General features: G+C 60.0%; 14 protein-coding genes. 8 read left to right on the forward strand and 6 right to left on the reverse strand.

What is annotated here, in order from left to right:
* Nucleotides 1-186 precede the first annotated feature (186 nt).
* Together ES815_RS21540 and ES815_RS21545 are read right to left on the reverse strand one after the other, a co-directional pair.
* Entirely contained in the window at nt 187-648 is a 462-nt protein-coding gene (locus tag ES815_RS21540; protein ID WP_142489646.1) for a hypothetical protein, read from the reverse strand.
* Nucleotides 649-1184: 536 nt separating this feature from the next.
* Nucleotides 1185-2063 carry a DMT family transporter gene (locus tag ES815_RS21545; protein ID WP_142489647.1) on the reverse strand — a complete coding sequence of 293 codons (879 nt, stop codon included), beginning with the start codon at nt 2061-2063 and terminating at the stop codon, nt 1185-1187.
* Nucleotides 2064-2153: 90 nt separating this feature from the next.
* Here ES815_RS21545 and ES815_RS21550 point away from each other — a divergent pair, with 90 nt between their 5' ends.
* From ES815_RS21550 to ES815_RS21560, 3 genes are all read left to right on the forward strand, one after another.
* Entirely contained in the window at nt 2154-3488 is a 1335-nt protein-coding gene (locus tag ES815_RS21550; protein ID WP_142489648.1) for a PLP-dependent aminotransferase family protein, read from the forward strand.
* A 306-nt stretch (nt 3489-3794) separates the two neighbouring features.
* Complete coding sequence (locus tag ES815_RS21555; protein ID WP_039028538.1) at nt 3795-3977, forward strand: general stress protein; 183 nt, start codon at nt 3795-3797, stop codon at nt 3975-3977.
* A 117-nt stretch (nt 3978-4094) separates the two neighbouring features.
* Nucleotides 4095-4313, forward strand: coding sequence for a hypothetical protein (locus ES815_RS21560; protein WP_142489649.1), 219 nt, complete (start codon nt 4095-4097; stop codon nt 4311-4313).
* Between the two features lie 67 nt (nt 4314-4380).
* On the opposite strand, the gene ES815_RS21565 is transcribed toward ES815_RS21560, so the two are convergent.
* Both ES815_RS21565 and cybB read right to left on the reverse strand, forming a co-directional pair.
* Nucleotides 4381-5649: an MFS transporter gene (locus tag ES815_RS21565; RefSeq protein WP_260609644.1), complete on the reverse strand. Its 1269-nt coding sequence runs from the start codon at nt 5647-5649 to the stop codon at nt 4381-4383.
* 9 nt (nt 5650-5658) lie between these two features.
* Nucleotides 5659-6186 carry a cytochrome b561 gene (cybB, locus tag ES815_RS21570; RefSeq protein ID WP_142489650.1) on the reverse strand — a complete coding sequence of 176 codons (528 nt, stop codon included), beginning with the start codon at nt 6184-6186 and terminating at the stop codon, nt 5659-5661.
* Between the two features lie 183 nt (nt 6187-6369).
* Between cybB and gap the strand changes: the two genes are divergently transcribed.
* Both gap and ES815_RS21580 read left to right on the forward strand, forming a co-directional pair.
* The gene (gene gap / locus ES815_RS21575; protein ID WP_142489651.1) at nt 6370-7371 is read left to right on the forward strand and encodes a type I glyceraldehyde-3-phosphate dehydrogenase; all 1002 of its coding nucleotides are present in this window, start codon (nt 6370-6372) and stop codon (nt 7369-7371) included.
* 103 nt (nt 7372-7474) lie between these two features.
* A complete protein-coding gene (locus tag ES815_RS21580) occupies nt 7475-8401 on the forward strand; it encodes an alpha/beta hydrolase (protein WP_142489652.1) in 927 nt (308 codons plus the stop codon).
* Nucleotides 8402-8502: 101 nt separating this feature from the next.
* On the opposite strand, the gene aldA is transcribed toward ES815_RS21580, so the two are convergent.
* Together aldA and ES815_RS21590 are read right to left on the reverse strand one after the other, a co-directional pair.
* Nucleotides 8503-9942, reverse strand: coding sequence for an aldehyde dehydrogenase (gene aldA / locus ES815_RS21585; RefSeq protein WP_142489653.1), 1440 nt, complete (start codon nt 9940-9942; stop codon nt 8503-8505).
* 198 nt (nt 9943-10140) lie between these two features.
* Nucleotides 10141-10944: a YdcF family protein gene (locus ES815_RS21590; protein ID WP_142489654.1), complete on the reverse strand. Its 804-nt coding sequence runs from the start codon at nt 10942-10944 to the stop codon at nt 10141-10143.
* A 189-nt stretch (nt 10945-11133) separates the two neighbouring features.
* Between ES815_RS21590 and ES815_RS21595 the strand changes: the two genes are divergently transcribed.
* The 3 genes from ES815_RS21595 to ES815_RS21605 are packed head-to-tail and all read left to right on the forward strand — an operon-like array spanning nt 11134 to nt 15325.
* Complete coding sequence (locus ES815_RS21595; RefSeq protein ID WP_409518819.1) at nt 11134-12786, forward strand: MFS transporter; 1653 nt, start codon at nt 11134-11136, stop codon at nt 12784-12786.
* A gap of 44 nt (nt 12787-12830) precedes the next feature.
* On the forward strand, nt 12831-13910 hold the full coding sequence (locus ES815_RS21600; protein ID WP_142489655.1) for an HlyD family secretion protein: 1080 nt from the start codon (nt 12831-12833) through the stop codon (nt 13908-13910).
* Nucleotides 13907-15325 (forward strand): efflux transporter outer membrane subunit, encoded by a 1419-nt coding sequence (locus ES815_RS21605; RefSeq protein ID WP_142489656.1) that lies wholly within the window; start codon nt 13907-13909, stop codon nt 15323-15325. Before ES815_RS21600 ends, ES815_RS21605 begins: the two co-directional genes overlap by 4 nt.
* The last annotated feature ends 48 nt before the right edge of the window (nt 15326-15373 follow it).

Below are 15373 nucleotides of genomic sequence, written 5' to 3' on the forward strand. Positions count from 1 at the left end.
GGCGCGCAGGCAAGTCGCGGGGCAATGGGGGCTGTTTATTGCGTAACCGCTTCGCTTATAAGTTATTAATGTGTTTGATGATATTTATTTTGTAAATATTTCAGGAGGTTGCATGGACGGCTCCCTCTCTCTTGAGGGAGAGGGGAAACGCCGGGCGGCACTGCGTTTGCCCGGCCTACGTGCTCCTCAGTTAATCAACGCATCAATCGCCACGCGCCCGTCCGGCGTTTGCAGCCAGCGCGGCGCGTTGAGCGTATCGGCGTAGAAGTTCACCAGCTCATACAGCAGCCCTTCTATCACGCGCGCCATCTCCGGCGGCAGAACGTTGCCGATCAACAGCTGCGTGAGGGTCTGACAATACAGGCCAAGCTGGTCGCTTTCCGGTTCGAATGCAGGCAGGCGCGAGGGCAGATCGTTAAGGGTGAAGCGGCCCACCAGGTGCGGCGGGATAGGCTCGTTGAGCGTTGGTTGCAATAACGCGAGACAGGCAGAAAGTCGGGCGCAGAGCGCCAGCTTTTCAGCGGGATCGTCGCTTTCCAGCAGGGTATGGGCAAAGCGTTCGCAGTGGTTCGCCAGCTCGGTGAAGTCGGTGTTATGGGAGAACGGTGTGGTAAATAAAGCGTGATCAAGAGTTGGGGTTGTAGCCATAGTGGCAATCTCCGATTAAGTAATGTCATCGATAAAATTTGCCAGGGTTCCAATCCCGACGCCTGATTTTGCAGGCGCAACAGGAAGATACTGCGGGGAGAACGAGGCGACAAGCCTGCAAAACCATTCCCGGAAGACGCCTCGCAAAAAATTTAACGCAATAGAGAAATATCATAAAGATAAACAATTTACAGCAGCGCACTGGTCCGGCTGAAAATCGCTGAGGCGTTGACCGCAGGCCGGGGCGAGGCGCATGGATGCGCCGAGAGGGCGTGACCTACATGGATGTAGGATCACGCCCGACCCGATAGCCGGAGGGAATAAGCCGAGGGCACCGCGAAGCGGCGATTTTCTTTGCCGGGAGCCGGGGTAGCCAGGGGGAGGCGGCGAGCCCCCCTGGCACGTTCACGGGTTCGGGCGTATCAGAGAAGCAAGGAACGTGAAGTGAACGGAACCACCTCCGCCGCCGCATGTTCCCCCTCACCCTAACCCTCTCCCTCAATGGAGAGGGAACAGTTCGTGCAAATCCTCTACCTTCACCTGGCATATTTCCGCGAGCCGATCACACATAAAATGACCCCTAAGGTAATCACCATCATCAACGGACTCACCCGCTCATGCAGCAGCGTAGCGGACAACCCTAGCCCCAGAAACGGCTGCAACAGCTGCAACTGCCCGACGGCGGCGATCCCGCCCCGGGCCAGCCCCTTGTACCAGAAGATAAACCCGATCAGCATACTGAACAGCGACACATAGCCGAGCGCGCTCCAGGCCGGAAAACCGATGCCGCTGAAGGATGCCGGCATCGTCAGCAGAGAGGCCAGCACCATAAAAGGCAGCGCCAGGATCAGCGCCCAGCTGATCACCTGCCAGCCGCCTGACTCGCGGGTGAGCGCGGCTCCCTCCGCATAGCCCAGGCCGCAGACGATCACCGCCGCGAGCATCAGCAGATCGCCCGTCAGGGAGAGCGCGGCACCTTGCGAAAGCGCAAACCCCATCACCAGCAGGCTACCGAGCACCGAGAAGATCCAGAAGGCCCGGGCCGGACGCTCCTTGCCGCGCAGCACCGCGAAAATAGCGGTCATCAGCGGCAGCAGGCCAAGGAACACAATCGAATGGGCGGCGGTGACGTGCTGCAATGCCAGGGCTGTCAGCAGCGGAAAGCCGACCACCACGCCCAGCGAGACCATCATCAGCGGCACAATCCGGGCGGCTGGCGGGCGTTTTTCCCGCGATACGAGGATCAGCATCAGGGCCAGCACCCCGGCAAGAGAGGCCCGGGCAAAGGTCAGGAAAAAGGGATCAAAGTCCTGCACCGCAACCCGCGTGGCGGGCAAGGAGCCGCTGAAAATCACTACCCCCAGCAGGCCGTTAAGCCAGCCTGACAGCGCGTTTTTATCTACCGCCATATTCATTACCCTTACCTTCCCAGTCTTGAGCCTCTGTTGAGCGGATGGTAGTCTCGCCAATCTAATACAATCAAATTATTGTCATGGATACATTTGATGAAAGCCCGCTACAAAGGGATCGTGGATCGCTACGCTGCGTTGATTCGGACTACCCAGATCCCGGCAGGCACCCGCCTGCCCACCCACCGCACGCTCGCCACCCGGGAGCATATCTCCCTTGCCACCGCGACGCGGGTCTATGCTGAGCTGGAGAAGATGGGGCTGGTCAGCGGCGAAACCGGACGCGGAACCTTCGTCAGAGAGATCCTGTTGCCCTCGGGCCAGGGGATCGATCAGCAGGCGATCGCCACCGATGTGCTGGATCTGAACTTCAACTATCCCGCCCTGCCGGGCCAGGGGGAGCTGCTGCGCGAGGCGCTCCGGCAGGTCGCCGCCGGAGGCGATATCGAATCACACCTGCGCTATCAGCCGCATGCCGGCAGGCAGATCGAGCGGGAGATCGTCGCCGCCCACCTTGCAGGGCCACATTTTCAACCCTCTGCGGATAATGTGCTGATCGTGAACGGGGCCCAGCATGGCCTGACTGTCGCAGTGATGGGGCTGCTTAGGCCCGGTGACGTGGTGGCGGTGGACGCTCTCACCTATCCCGGCTTTAAGGCCCTGGCGGCGCTCTATCATCTGGAGCTTCTCGCCATCCCCTGCACGGAAACCGGCCCGGATCTGGCGGCGTTACGCCAGCTCTGCCAGCGGCGTCACGTGCGGGCGGTGTACACCATGCCCACCCTGCACAACCCGCTGGGCTGGGTGCTGAACCATGAGCAGCGCAGAACCCTGGCGGATATTGCCCGGCAGCACGACCTGCTGATCGTCGAAGACACCGCTTACGGGTGGCTGATCCGCCGTCCACCGCCGCCCGTCGCCAGCTTTGCCCCGGAACGCACGGTGTATGTCACCGGCTTTTCAAAAAATGTGGCGACCGGTCTGCGGGTCGGGGCGGTGATCTGCCCGCCGGATCTGCGCCCGGCCCTCGAGAGGGCCATCCGGGCCACCACCTGGAATACGCCATCGGTAATGACCGCCATGGTCTGTCACTGGATCCAGGACGGCACCGTGTCCCGCTTTGAAACGCTGAAAAGACGCGACGCCCGGCAGCGGCAAACCGTTCTGAAAGCGGTGCTGGGGGATCTGCCCTGCATTACCCATCCCGATTCGTATTTTGCATGGCTGCCGCTTGCGGACGAGGCCAGAGCCGATCGGGTCGTGAAGGCGCTGATGGACAACCATATCTCCGTCTCGACCGCGGAGCCGTTTTCAACCTCCGGCACGGTGCCGCAGGCGATCCGCATCGCCCTTGGGTCGGTGACGATCAAAAATTTACGTCACGCGCTCTTGCAGGTCAGAGCGGCGGTGGAGCTGGAGCAGAGTCGTTAAGCCGGATTGCTTCTTAAGACTCGTCTTAATTTACCTGGGAAAGTCATTTTTTCTGGCGCTTGATCACAGTAAATATCTCCCCTGAAATAATTCGGACCACATGTAATTTTTGCTAACTTATTTATTAGCGTCGATATATTCTCCATCACCTGCAAAAATGCCTAAAATATATTCAGACGGAGCACAAAAACGCGCCAAAAGGCTTATTGAAGTTTCTGCCGTTCTGTCTACATTTATTTCTGCACACATTTGAAGAGGTTAATTTCCTCTCAGTAAATATTCTCAACGAAACACTGGAGACATGTTATGACTAAACATCGAGGCGGTTCCGGCAATTTCGCAGAAGACCGGGAACGTGCATCCCAGGCGGGCCGCAAAGGTGGACAGAGCAGCGGCGGGAATTTTAAAAATGACCCGCAGCGTGCATCCGAAGCGGGAAAAAAAGGTGGACAGAATAGCCGGGGCGGCGGCCGCAAACCAGCGGCATAAGCTCCACAATATATTCTCTCTCTGACCCATTTTTGTCAGACAATATATTTGAAACGGCGAGAAAGGTATAAATACCTGACCTTTAACAGGCAGTTCGATGAATTATGCGGAGGTTATATGCTGCATTTGAGAAGAAGAGTTCGCAACGCACGTAATAATCATCGCACCAGTGATGATGTCGGCTGGATAATTCCGGGTGACGCTGAGCGTACCCGTTCACCGGATAGCGGCCCGGCACTCCAGCTCAGAAGAGACAATGACGCCAGCAGTGAGGTGAGGCTCAGCCAGCGTCAGTCGTATCTGGTCAACGCCATGGCGAACCGCGATCTGAAGTAAACAGCTGTTAAGTGATGTAGAACGTGTTGTGCTTTGTTATTCGCCCGGCCTTCCCCGCCGGGCTTTTTTATGCCCGCAGCGGCAGCCCGGCACTCTCTCTGGCGCGCAGCACCGTCAGGAGGGTAATCAGCGCCGCCGCCATCACATACAGCGCTGGCGAGAGCGGATTACCGGTCACGATCGGCAGCCAGGCCAGCAACCACGGCGTCACTCCGCCAAAGAACGCCACCGCAAGGTTATAGGCAATCGCCATGCTGCCATAGCGGACCCGGGTCGGAAACAGCTCCGCCATCGCCGCATTGCTGGCGCCGTCAAAGGCGGCGATGCACAGCCCCACCAGCAGCAACCCCAGCACCGCAGGGAACACCGCCCCACTTGCCATCAGCTTCATGGCCGGCCAGGCGACGAGGATCAACCCAAGGCATCCCGCCAGCATCAGCGGTTTACGGCCCAGCCGGTCCGACAGGTAGCCCATAAAAGGCACCAGCACGGCGACGGTCAACAGCCCGAGGGTGGTGATGGTATAGGCATCCAGCGCCGGGTAGTGCAGCGTCGCCACCAGCCAGGCAGGAATAAAGGTTTGCAGCATCCAGTGCACCACCGCCTTGATCGCCACAAACCCGATGCAAAAGCCCAGCGCCCGCTTGCCGGTGGTCACGGCCCTGTGCAGCGGCGCAGCTTCCGTTTGATGGCAGTTCAGCAGCGCCTGAAATTCAGGGGAGTCCTGAAGATTGTTGCGCAGATAGAGGCCAATCCAGCCCAGCGGCCCGGCTAACAGAAACGGAATGCGCCAGCCCCAGTCGTTCATCGCCGCCTCCCCCAGCCCCGCGGTTAACAGCAGCACCAGGCCCGATCCGGCGACAAAAGCCATAAAGCCGAAGCTGTCTGTCCAGCAGGTGAAGTAGCCCCGGCGGTCAGCGGGGGCATACTCGGCCAGAAAAGTGGTGGCCCCTGCGCTTTCGCCCCCGGCGGCAAACCCCTGGATCATCCGCACCAGCACCAGCAGGCCCGTGGCGAGCAGCCCGGCCTGCGCGTAGGTGGGCAGTAACCCGATGGTAAAGGTAGCGCCGGAGGTCAGCAGGATCACGGTAGCCAGCACCTTGCGCCGCCCAATCCTGTCTCCGAGGGATCCAAACCACAGCCCGCCGAGCGGACGTATCACAAACCCGGCACCAAACACCGCGAACGAGGAGAGCAGCGCCGACGCCGGGTTGTCAGTATGGAAGAACTGCATGCCAATGATGGTCGCCATCGTACCGTAGAGCCCGAAATCGAACCATTCGACAAAATGACCGATGCCGGTGGCGAGCAGCACCTTACGCAGTTGAGGGGCCACAGGCTGCTCTTAACGCTTTTTCGGCATCATGCGCAGCAGGGTGTTATCTTTCCAGAAGTAGTGATGAAGCAGCGCGGCAAAGGCGTGAATGCCGATAATAAAGTAACCCAGGTTCGCCAGGGTGACGTGCCAGGCTTTCAGCGTGTCCACCAGGTCGAAATTGCCCTCGGCGGCGTGGGGCATCCCCAGGCCAAAGGCAAACCAGGTATTGCCCCGGTTATACATCATCACCAGGCCAATCAGCGGCAGGGCAATAAACAGCAGATAGATGGCAAGGTGGCCCAGATGGGATAAGCCGATATACATCGGTTTTGGCTTAGGCACGATCGGCGGCGCGGGGTACTTAAGACGCACCAGCAGACGCGCCACCATCAACACCAGAATAGAGATACCGCAGGAGACGTGGATCATGTTGATCAGCGGGCGGTCGCTGCGGGGGAAAAAGCCGCGAAACTCCATGGCACAGTAGGCCACGATCACCAGCAGAAAAACCAGCCAGTGAATTGCAATTTGCAGGCCGGTGTATTTATTGCGCATAGTCTTTCCTGATAAAGGCTAATAAAAAGGTAAAATAACCAGCTTCAGTTAAAAATTCATTAACTTTTGTCCCCGCGTTTTCAAAAACTTCCGCGCAGATGAGGCATCTTCAATTGCCTCGCTGGGCTTCCTGGTCTATTCCTGGATGAGTTCAACGTCCCGTACATCATTCAGGAGAACATCATGAGTAAGATTGGCATTAACGGATTTGGTCGTATTGGCCGACTGGTTCTTCGTCGGTTACTGGAAACTCAGGACAGTAATAGCGTCGTGGCGATTAACGATTTAACGTCACCGAAAGTGCTGGCCTACCTGCTAAAACACGACTCCAACTACGGCCCCTTCCCGTGGAGCGTGGACTTCACGGAAGACTCCCTGATCGTCGACGGCAAATCCATTTCGGTGTATGCCGAAAAAGAGGCGAAACACATTCCGTGGAAAGCCGCCGGGGTGGATCTGGTGGTGGAGTGCACCGGGTTCTACACCTCGCAGGAGAAGTCGCAGGCGCATCTGGACGCCGGAGCGAAAAAAGTGCTGATCTCCGCCCCGGCCGGGGAGATGAAAACCATCGTCTTTAACGTCAATGACGACACCATCGACGCCAGCGATACCATTATCTCCGTCGCCTCCTGCACCACCAACTGCCTGGCACCGCTGGCGAAGGTACTGCACGACGCCTTTGGCATCCGGGCGGGCACCATGACCACCATCCACGCCTATACCGGCACCCAGGCGCTGGTGGATGGCCCGCGCGGCAAAGATCTGCGCGCCTCGCGTGCCGCAGCGGAAAACATCATCCCGCACACCACCGGCGCGGCGAAGGCCATCGGGCTGGTGATCCCTGAACTGAGCGGCAAGCTGAAGGGCCATGCCCAGCGCGTGCCGGTCAAAACTGGCTCCGTGACCGAGCTGGTCTCGATTCTGGAGAAAAAAGTGAGCGTGGATGAGATCCACCAGGCGCTGAAAAAGGCTACCGAAGGCAATGAGTCCTTTGGCTATACCGATGAAGAGATTGTCTCATCGGATGTGATTGGCTCGCACTTTGGTTCGGTCTTCGACGCCACCCAGACGGAAGTCACCGACGCGGGCGACGTCCAGCTGGTGAAAACGGTGGCCTGGTACGATAACGAATACGGGTTTGTCACCCAGCTGGTGCGGACTTTAGATAAGTTCGCTGCCCTGTAAACACGCCGCGGACAGCCCTGCTGTCCGCATCCTGTGAGTCGGTGCTGGTTTTCATTTTGTTAACCCTGATATAACAAAGGCTTTCCAGAGAGGGAGCCTTATCATGGAAGCACTGAGCCGCGACACATTAGAACAACAGATGGCGCAAGCCGTGGGCCGTTCGGCCACCTTTACCATCTGGCCCGATAATGAAGCCCCTGGCGCACGCACCAGCGACGCCGTTTTTACCCGTGAACCCCGCCATACCGGGACCTCCGACTACGATCGCGCCGTCACCGGCATCCGCGCGCCGGAGATCGCCGTGTATGCCCCTGCCCGCCCTAACGGCGTGGGTATTCTGGTGGCGCCCGGCGGCTCTTATCGCCGCGTGGTGCTGGATAAAGAGGGCAGCGCGCTGGCCGCGTTCTTTAATGCCCGCGGTTATACCCTGTTTGTGATGACCTACCGCATGCCGGGAGATGGCCATGAAGAGGGGGCCGACGCGCCGCTGGCCGACGTGCAGCGGGCGATGCGCGTGATCCGCGCCGGGGCAGCGGAGTGGAAGCTGGATCCGGCCCGCATTGGAGTACTGGGTTTCTCTGCGGGTGGGCACGTGGCAGCGAGCCTCGGCACCCGGCACGATGAAGCGGTCTATGCCCCGGTGGACGCCGCCGACGCGTTCCCTGCCCGTCCGGCCTTTATGGCACTGGTTTATCCGGTGATCACCATGCGTGACGCGCATCATCATTCGGGTTCGCGCCATGAGCTGATCGGCGATAACCCGACAGAGGCGCAGATCGGTCGCTACTCGCTGGAGGAGCGCGCCACCCGCGACGCCCCGCCAACCTTCCTGCTGCATGCCGCCGACGACCCGGCGGTGAAAGTCGAGAATAGCCTGGCGATGTACAGCGCCCTGCGCCGCCTGGGGGTGCCGGTTGAGATGCATATCTTTGAGCGTGGAAAACACGGGTTTGGCATCCGCGATGCCCAAGGCCTGCCGGTAGCCGTCTGGCCGGAATTGATGATGAACTGGATTGAAACAAAGGTGTAGCCTACATCGCCGGGTGGCGGCTTCGCCTTACCCGGCCTACGTGTCCGATGCGGTTATCGGTTTTGTAGGCCGGGTAAGCGCAGCGCCACCCGGCGTTTTTATCAGGACTGCAAGTAGACCACCTGGGTCTGCAGGTACTCATGCAGACCGTGTTTGCCATCCGCTCCGCCGATCCCGGATTTACGCCAGCCCGCGTGGAAGCCCTGCATCGCTTCAAAGTTCTCGCGGTTGATGTAGGTTTCACCGAACTTAAGCCCTTTGATGGCTTTCATCGCCACGTTCAGATCCCGGGTGTAAATCGACGACGTCAGGCCATAGTCGCTGTCGTTGGCCATCTTCAGCGCCTCTTCCAGGGTGTCAAACACCACCACCGGCAGCACCGGCCCGAAGGTCTCTTCGTGCATGATGGTCATATCCTGACGTACGTCGAGCAGCAGCGTTGGCGGGTAGTAATAGCCTTTCCCCTCTGCCGCCTTACCGCCCAGCACCACTTTTGCCCCCTGCTGCACCGCCAGAGCCACCTTCTGCTCCACGCGCTCCAGCGCCGCAACGTTGATCAGCGGCCCCATGGCGATGTCGTTGCGCTCGGCCGGGTTGCCAAACTGCACGGCTTTCATCGCTTCGCCCAGACGGTTCACAAAGCGGTCGTAGATGCCCTTCTGCACATACACACGCTCGGCGCAGTTGCAGACCTGCCCGGTGTTGATTACCCGGGAGTCGACAATCGCTTTTACCGCCAGCTCCAGGTCCGCATCGTCCATCACGATGGCCGGGGCTTTACCGCCCAGCTCCAGGCACACTTTGGTGATGTTCTTCGCCGCAGCGGCCATGATCTTCTCGCCTGCGCCCACGCTGCCAGTCATGCTGACCAACGCCACTTTCGGGTTACCCGCCAGCTCCTGACCCACGGTTTCACCGCGGCCCAGCACCAGGTTAAAGACCCCTTTTGGCAGACCAATCTCGTCAACGATTTTGGCAAAAGCGATAGCGTTGTTTGGGGTGAACTCGCTCGGCTTAATAACGATGGTGTTACCGGTCAGCAGCGCCGGGCCCAGCTTGCGGGCGATCAGGAAGAACGGGAAGTTCCACGGTAAAATACCGGTGGTCACGCCAAGCGCCCGTTTGAACAGCAGGATGTTTTCGCCCGGACGATCGCTCTGGATAATCTCACCTTCGTAGCGACGCGCCCACTCGGCCATGTAGTCGAGATAGTCGGCGGTGAACGCCACTTCCACCTCCGCGAGCTGCTGAATTTTGCCGCCTTCGGCCACGATCAGGGCGCTGATTTCGCTGGCGCGTTCACGAATGCCGGCGGAGATTTTACGCAGCCAGCCCGCGCGCTGGATAGCGGGCAGCGCCTCCCAGTCGGCCTGAGCGCGCTCGGCGGCGTCGATGGCCTTGCGGGCATCTTCAGCGCTGCCGTCGGGAATACGGGAAATGACCTCTTCGGTGGCCGGGTTGATCACATCAATCCAGGCATCACCCTGCCAGGCTACAAACTGTCCATCGATATACATAGGATGTTGTACGGGTACTGTCATGACCTGCTCCTGTAATTGCACTGTTTTTAACAAGTAAAATTATTGTTAAAAACTACAGTTCCCGACCCGTAATCACAGCCTATCGCGCTGTTTTTGTGAGACATCTCATAAAAGAAACGGGTCAGCAGGAGGAAAAAATCACAATTCGACAACAAAGGCTGCCCGTTTGCGGGAAAGTCATCGCAAACGGGCAATGGGTTACAGCAGGGAGCGGCTGACCAGCGCTTCGGTGAGAATGACGTCGTTACGCAGGATCTGCCAGGCGGCCTCCACCTCAGCGGGTATATCGACATGGACGATGAAATCGCGGCCAAGCGGGCCATAGCCATTAATGTCATCGCGCAGGCGCGGAAGTTCACCCAGCACCAGCAACAGATAGCGTTCTACCGGCCACAGCCCCTCGCCGCCGCCGCGGAATACCAGCCCCTCCTCGCTGTTCTGCAGCTGCGGTACGATGCCGGGATGGCTGGTCCATTCCGGGGCATCCGGCTTATCGCGCCACACCCGGGCAAAGGTTGCCATAGTGCGGCGCTGCATGGTCGGATCCTGCACCACAATCCCACGTTTCACCCGCAGCTGATGATGGTGGATCGTCGCGGCGCTGAAACGGGCATTTTCACCGCAGTTGGTGGACTGATCTTCCACCAGCAGGCGCTCGGGCGGAATATGCCAGAACTCCCGGGCGATCTCCGCAAGGATAGTGGCTTCGGCTTTGCCGGTGGTGCGCACCCTGTTATAGCGCGGGTGTCGCGCAATGGCGGCGTATAAAAAGGTGGTTGAATGGCCGATGCCGCCGCTGATCAGCAAGGGGATAGCGAGCGACGACGCCAGACGACAGGCCGCGTCGATGGAGGGGATCACCGCATTACCGGCCAGCACCACCAGACCCGGCTGCAGCGCGGGCGGATTGTAGGGCAGGTTATCTTCAGCGAGCCAGGCCCCGACGGTATTGACCGCGGCCAGCGTTTTATCGGGCAGAGACGGGAAGATTGTGAGACTCATCGTTACCTCCTTCCAGCAAGTAAGCTCAGAGTAACGCATAGGCTACTGGTTAACAGAGGATCCCTCTGAAATATTTTCGCTCACATTTGCGTAACCTCGCATGATCATATTCACTTGAAACAGACTTTGCGTCAGACGTAGAATCATTAGCCCACTAACTATTCACAAAAACTATAGGTAATTATCGTTATGCGCCTGCCCCAGCGCGACCCCTATGCTCCTCGCGAGTGGCAGCCTCACGAAAAGCCAATGCTGTTAGGCTCCCCGTCCACCCCCCTGCACAGCCCCCCGAAGCGCATCGCCTACGGGGTGGTGGGTCTGCTGGTCTGTCTGACCGGGGCGCTGGGCAATGCGATGGTCGCGGCCAACCTGCAAAATTTGCAGGGCACCTTCTCCGCCTGGTCAACCGAGATCGCCTGGCTGCCGGCGGTGTACGTGATGACCAACGTGTCGATAAACCTGCTGCTGGTGAAGTTTCGCCAGCAGTTTGGCCTGCGCGCCTTCACCGAAGGCTTTCTGGTGCTCTATGTGCTGGTGACCTTCTTTCACCTGTTCGTCAACGATCTCAGCTCGGCCCTGATGGTGCGCGCCGCCCACGGGATGGTGGCTGCGGCCCTCAGCTCGCTGGGGATCTACTATCAGATCCAGGCCTGGACGGCGAAACATCGTCTGAAGGCCCTGACCATCGGCATCACCGGTTCGTCGCTGGCGATCCCCATTGCGCGGCTGTTCTCCACCGAACTGCTGCAGCTGGACGAGTGGCGCGGGCTCTACCTGTTTGAACTGGGCCTGGCGCTGATCTCGCTGGGCTGCGTGATCGCCCTCAAGCTGCCCCCTGGTGACCGGCGCAAGGTATTCGAGAAGAAAGATTTCATCACCTTTATCCTGCTGGCCCCGGGAATGGCGCTGCTGTGCGCTGTGCTGTCGCTGGGACGGCTCGACTGGTGGTTTGAAGCGCCGTGGATCGGCTGGTCGCTGGCGGGCTCGCTGGTGCTGATTGTCTCGGCGATTGTGTTTGAACATAACCGCAGCAACCCGCTGCTCAACACCCGCTGGCTCTCCAGCGGCAGCATTGTGCGCCTGGGGCTGATCATGCTGCTGATCCGCATCGTGCTGGCGGAACAGAACACCGGGGTGATCGGCTGGCTGCAGTATGTCGGCCTGCAGAATGAACAGATGACTCATCTGGCGTGGTCGATTTTTGCCGGGATCGTCTGCGGCATCGCCGCCAGTTGCCTGACCATCAAACCAACCAAACTCGCCTGGCCGATTATCACCTCGCTGGTGCTGATGATTATTGCCTCGCTGCTCGACAGCCAGTCCACCAGCCTCACCCGCCCGGATCAACTGATGCTGAGCCAGTTCCTGCTCGGGTTCGGCAGCGCCTTCTTCCTCGCCCCGGCGATGCTGGCCGGAATTGGCGGCGTGGTTGCCGATCCGCGTAATCTGGTCAGCTTTTCGGTGCTGTTCGGCATGAGCCAGAACATCGGTGGTCTGCTGGGTTCTGCCATTCTGGGCACCTTTCAGACCTGGCGTGAGAAGTACCACTCCGGTCTGCTGGCCGAGCAGCTTACCAGCCTCAATCCGCTGGTGAATGAGCGGTTGCAGATCTACAGCCAGATGTACCGGAGCCAGATTGGCGACAGCGCCCTGCTGAGCACCCAGTCGGCGCTCCAGCTGCAGAACGCCAGCACGCTGGAGGCAAATATTCTCGCTTACAACGATACTTATCTTCTGACGGCTGGCATTGCCACCGCCACGCTGGTCTGGATTATATGGCGCTTGCTGCGGCTGCGCATCACTGCCCGTCTGGCGCTGAAAAAGGCCACCGGCAGTCAATAACGGTTATAAATAATAATGATTAATGTGTTTTATCAGGAGTGGTTATGAGTCAGCAGGATGCCTCCAGAGAGCAGGCCAATACCCGTAATAATCTGCGCGTGGTATCAGTGTTCGCCGCCGCCGCGATCGGCATCGTTGGCGTGCTGGTGATCCTCTACGCTTGGCAGCTGCCGCCCTTTACCCGTCACGTTCAGTTCACCGATAACGCCTACGTGCGCGGCCAGACCACCTTTATCAGCCCGCAGGTCAACGGCTATATCACCGAAGTGAAGGTGCAGGATTTTGAGCAGGTGAAGAAAGGCGACCTGCTGCTGCAGATCGACGACCGTATCTACCGCCAGCGGGTGCACCAGGCTGAAGCCCAGCTGGCGATGAAAATCGCCACCCTGAATAACAACCTGCAACAGCGCAAAAGCGCCGAGGCGGTGATCCAGCGTAACGAGGCGGCGCTGAAAAACGCCCGCGCGCAGAGCCAGAAAACCCAGGCCGACTTAAAACGCGTGAAGGACCTTACCGCCGACGGCTCGCTGTCCATCCGCGAGCGGGATGCCGCCCTGGCGAGCGCCGCTCAGGGCAGCGCCGATATCGATCAGGCCAAAGCCACCCTGGAGATGTCGCGCCAGGATCTGCAAACCGCTATCGTCAACCGCGCCGCGCTGGAGGCCGACGTCGAGAACGCGAAGGCGGCCCTGGAGCTGGCCCAGATCGACCTGCAGAACACCCGCATCGTTGCCCCGCGTGACGGCCAGCTCGGACAGATCGCCGTGCGCTTAGGTGCCTATGTGACGGCCGGAACCCACCTCACTACCCTGGTGCCGCCGCAGCACTGGGTGATCGCCAATATCAAGGAGACCCAGTTGGCGAACCTGCGCGTCGGCCAGCCGGTGAAATTCACCGTCGACGCCCTGAACGACAGAGCCTATGAAGGCCGGGTGCAGAGCATTTCCCCCGCCACCGGGGTGGAGTTCAGCGCCATTACCCCGGATAACGCCACGGGGAACTTCGTCAAGATTGCCCAGCGCATTCCGGTGCGCATCGAGGTGCTGGGCAAGGCGGAGGACGCGGCGCGGCTGCGTCCGGGGATGTCGGTACAGGTGACGATTGATACCCGGGAGGCAGAATGATCCGCCGCCCGCTCACCGCCCTGCTGATTACCTCCGTCCTCAGCGCCTGCCAGTCGGTGGATGTCGCCCCGGCAAAACCGACATTGCAGATCCCCGCCCAGTGGCGGGCCAGCACCGGCCCCGCCAGCCCGGCAGAGCAGCAGTGGTGGCGCAACTTCCACGACAGCCAGCTCAATCACTATGTCGATCGGGCCCTGCGCAACAACAGCGACGTGCTGATCGCCCGGGAGCGGATCAACGAGTATCAGGCCCGGGTGTATGCCAGCGACAGCAACCTGTTTCCGACCCTGGAGGCCGATCTGAATGCCGGTCGCGCCCGGTCCCAGTCGGCGGCCACCGGTTTGCCCACCTATGGCGCGCTGTACAAAGGCAGCCTGACCGCCAGCTATGACGTGGACATCTGGGGCGTGAACCGCCGCACCGCCGATGCCGCTCAGGCAACCCTCGAGGCGCAAAAAGCCGCCGCCGCCGCGGCAGATCTGACGGTGGCCTCCTCGGTAGCCTCGGGTTATGTCACCCTGCTGGCCCTGGACGAGCAGCTCCGGGTGACGCAGTCGACCCTTAAAGCGCGGGAAGAGGCCTTTAACCTGGCGCAACGGCAGTATCAGACCGGGTACAGCTCGCGTCTGGAGCTGATGCAGTCCGACTCCGAGCTGCGCTCGACGCGGGCGCAGATCCCGCAGGTGCAGAATCAGATAGCCCGTCAGGAGAACGCCCTGACCCTGCTGCTGGGGGGCAACCCCGGGGCCATCGCCCGTAGCGCGGATTTCGACACCCTGACCCCGCTGCGTATCCCGTCGCAGCTGCCCTCATCGCTCCTTAATCGCCGTCCGGATATTGTGCAGGCGGAACGCCAGCTGATCGCCGCCGATGCTACGCTTGCGGCCTCGCGCGCCAGCCTGCTGCCGTCGATCAACCTGACCGCCACCGGATCGATTCAGGATCGCACTCTGCCCGGCCTGCTGGACAACCCGCTGGAGCTGTGGAGCATCGGCGGCAGTATTCTGGCCCCGCTGCTGAACCGTCAGGCGCTGAACGCCCAGGTGGATATTGGCCAGTCGCAGCGTAACCAGGCGCTCTACAGCTATGAAAAAACCGTGCGCAACGCCTTTAAAGAGGTCAACGACAGCCTGGATGCCATCGCCCGCTACGGCGAGCAGCTGACCGAGCTGGTGGCGCAGCAGTCGGTCGCCCAGGAGACGCTGCGGATCGCGCAGAACCGCTATAACAACGGCTATTCGTCCTATCTGGACGTGCTGGACGCCCAGCGCACGCTGTTCTCGGTGCAGACCAGCGTGGTGCAGGCGAAAAATAACCTGCTGCTGGCACAGATCGATCTGTATAAGGCGCTGGGGGGTGGATGGTCTGAAAACATGCCCGGTGGCGCTACGCTTACCGGGCCTACAGGATCGTAGGCCCGCGCAAGCGTAGCGCCGCCGGGCAAAGCTCTCACTAAGGGGTCA

Origin of the sequence: Leclercia adecarboxylata (assembly GCF_006874705.1) — a bacterium.
Classification (GTDB): domain Bacteria; phylum Pseudomonadota; class Gammaproteobacteria; order Enterobacterales; family Enterobacteriaceae; genus Enterobacter; species Enterobacter adecarboxylatus_C.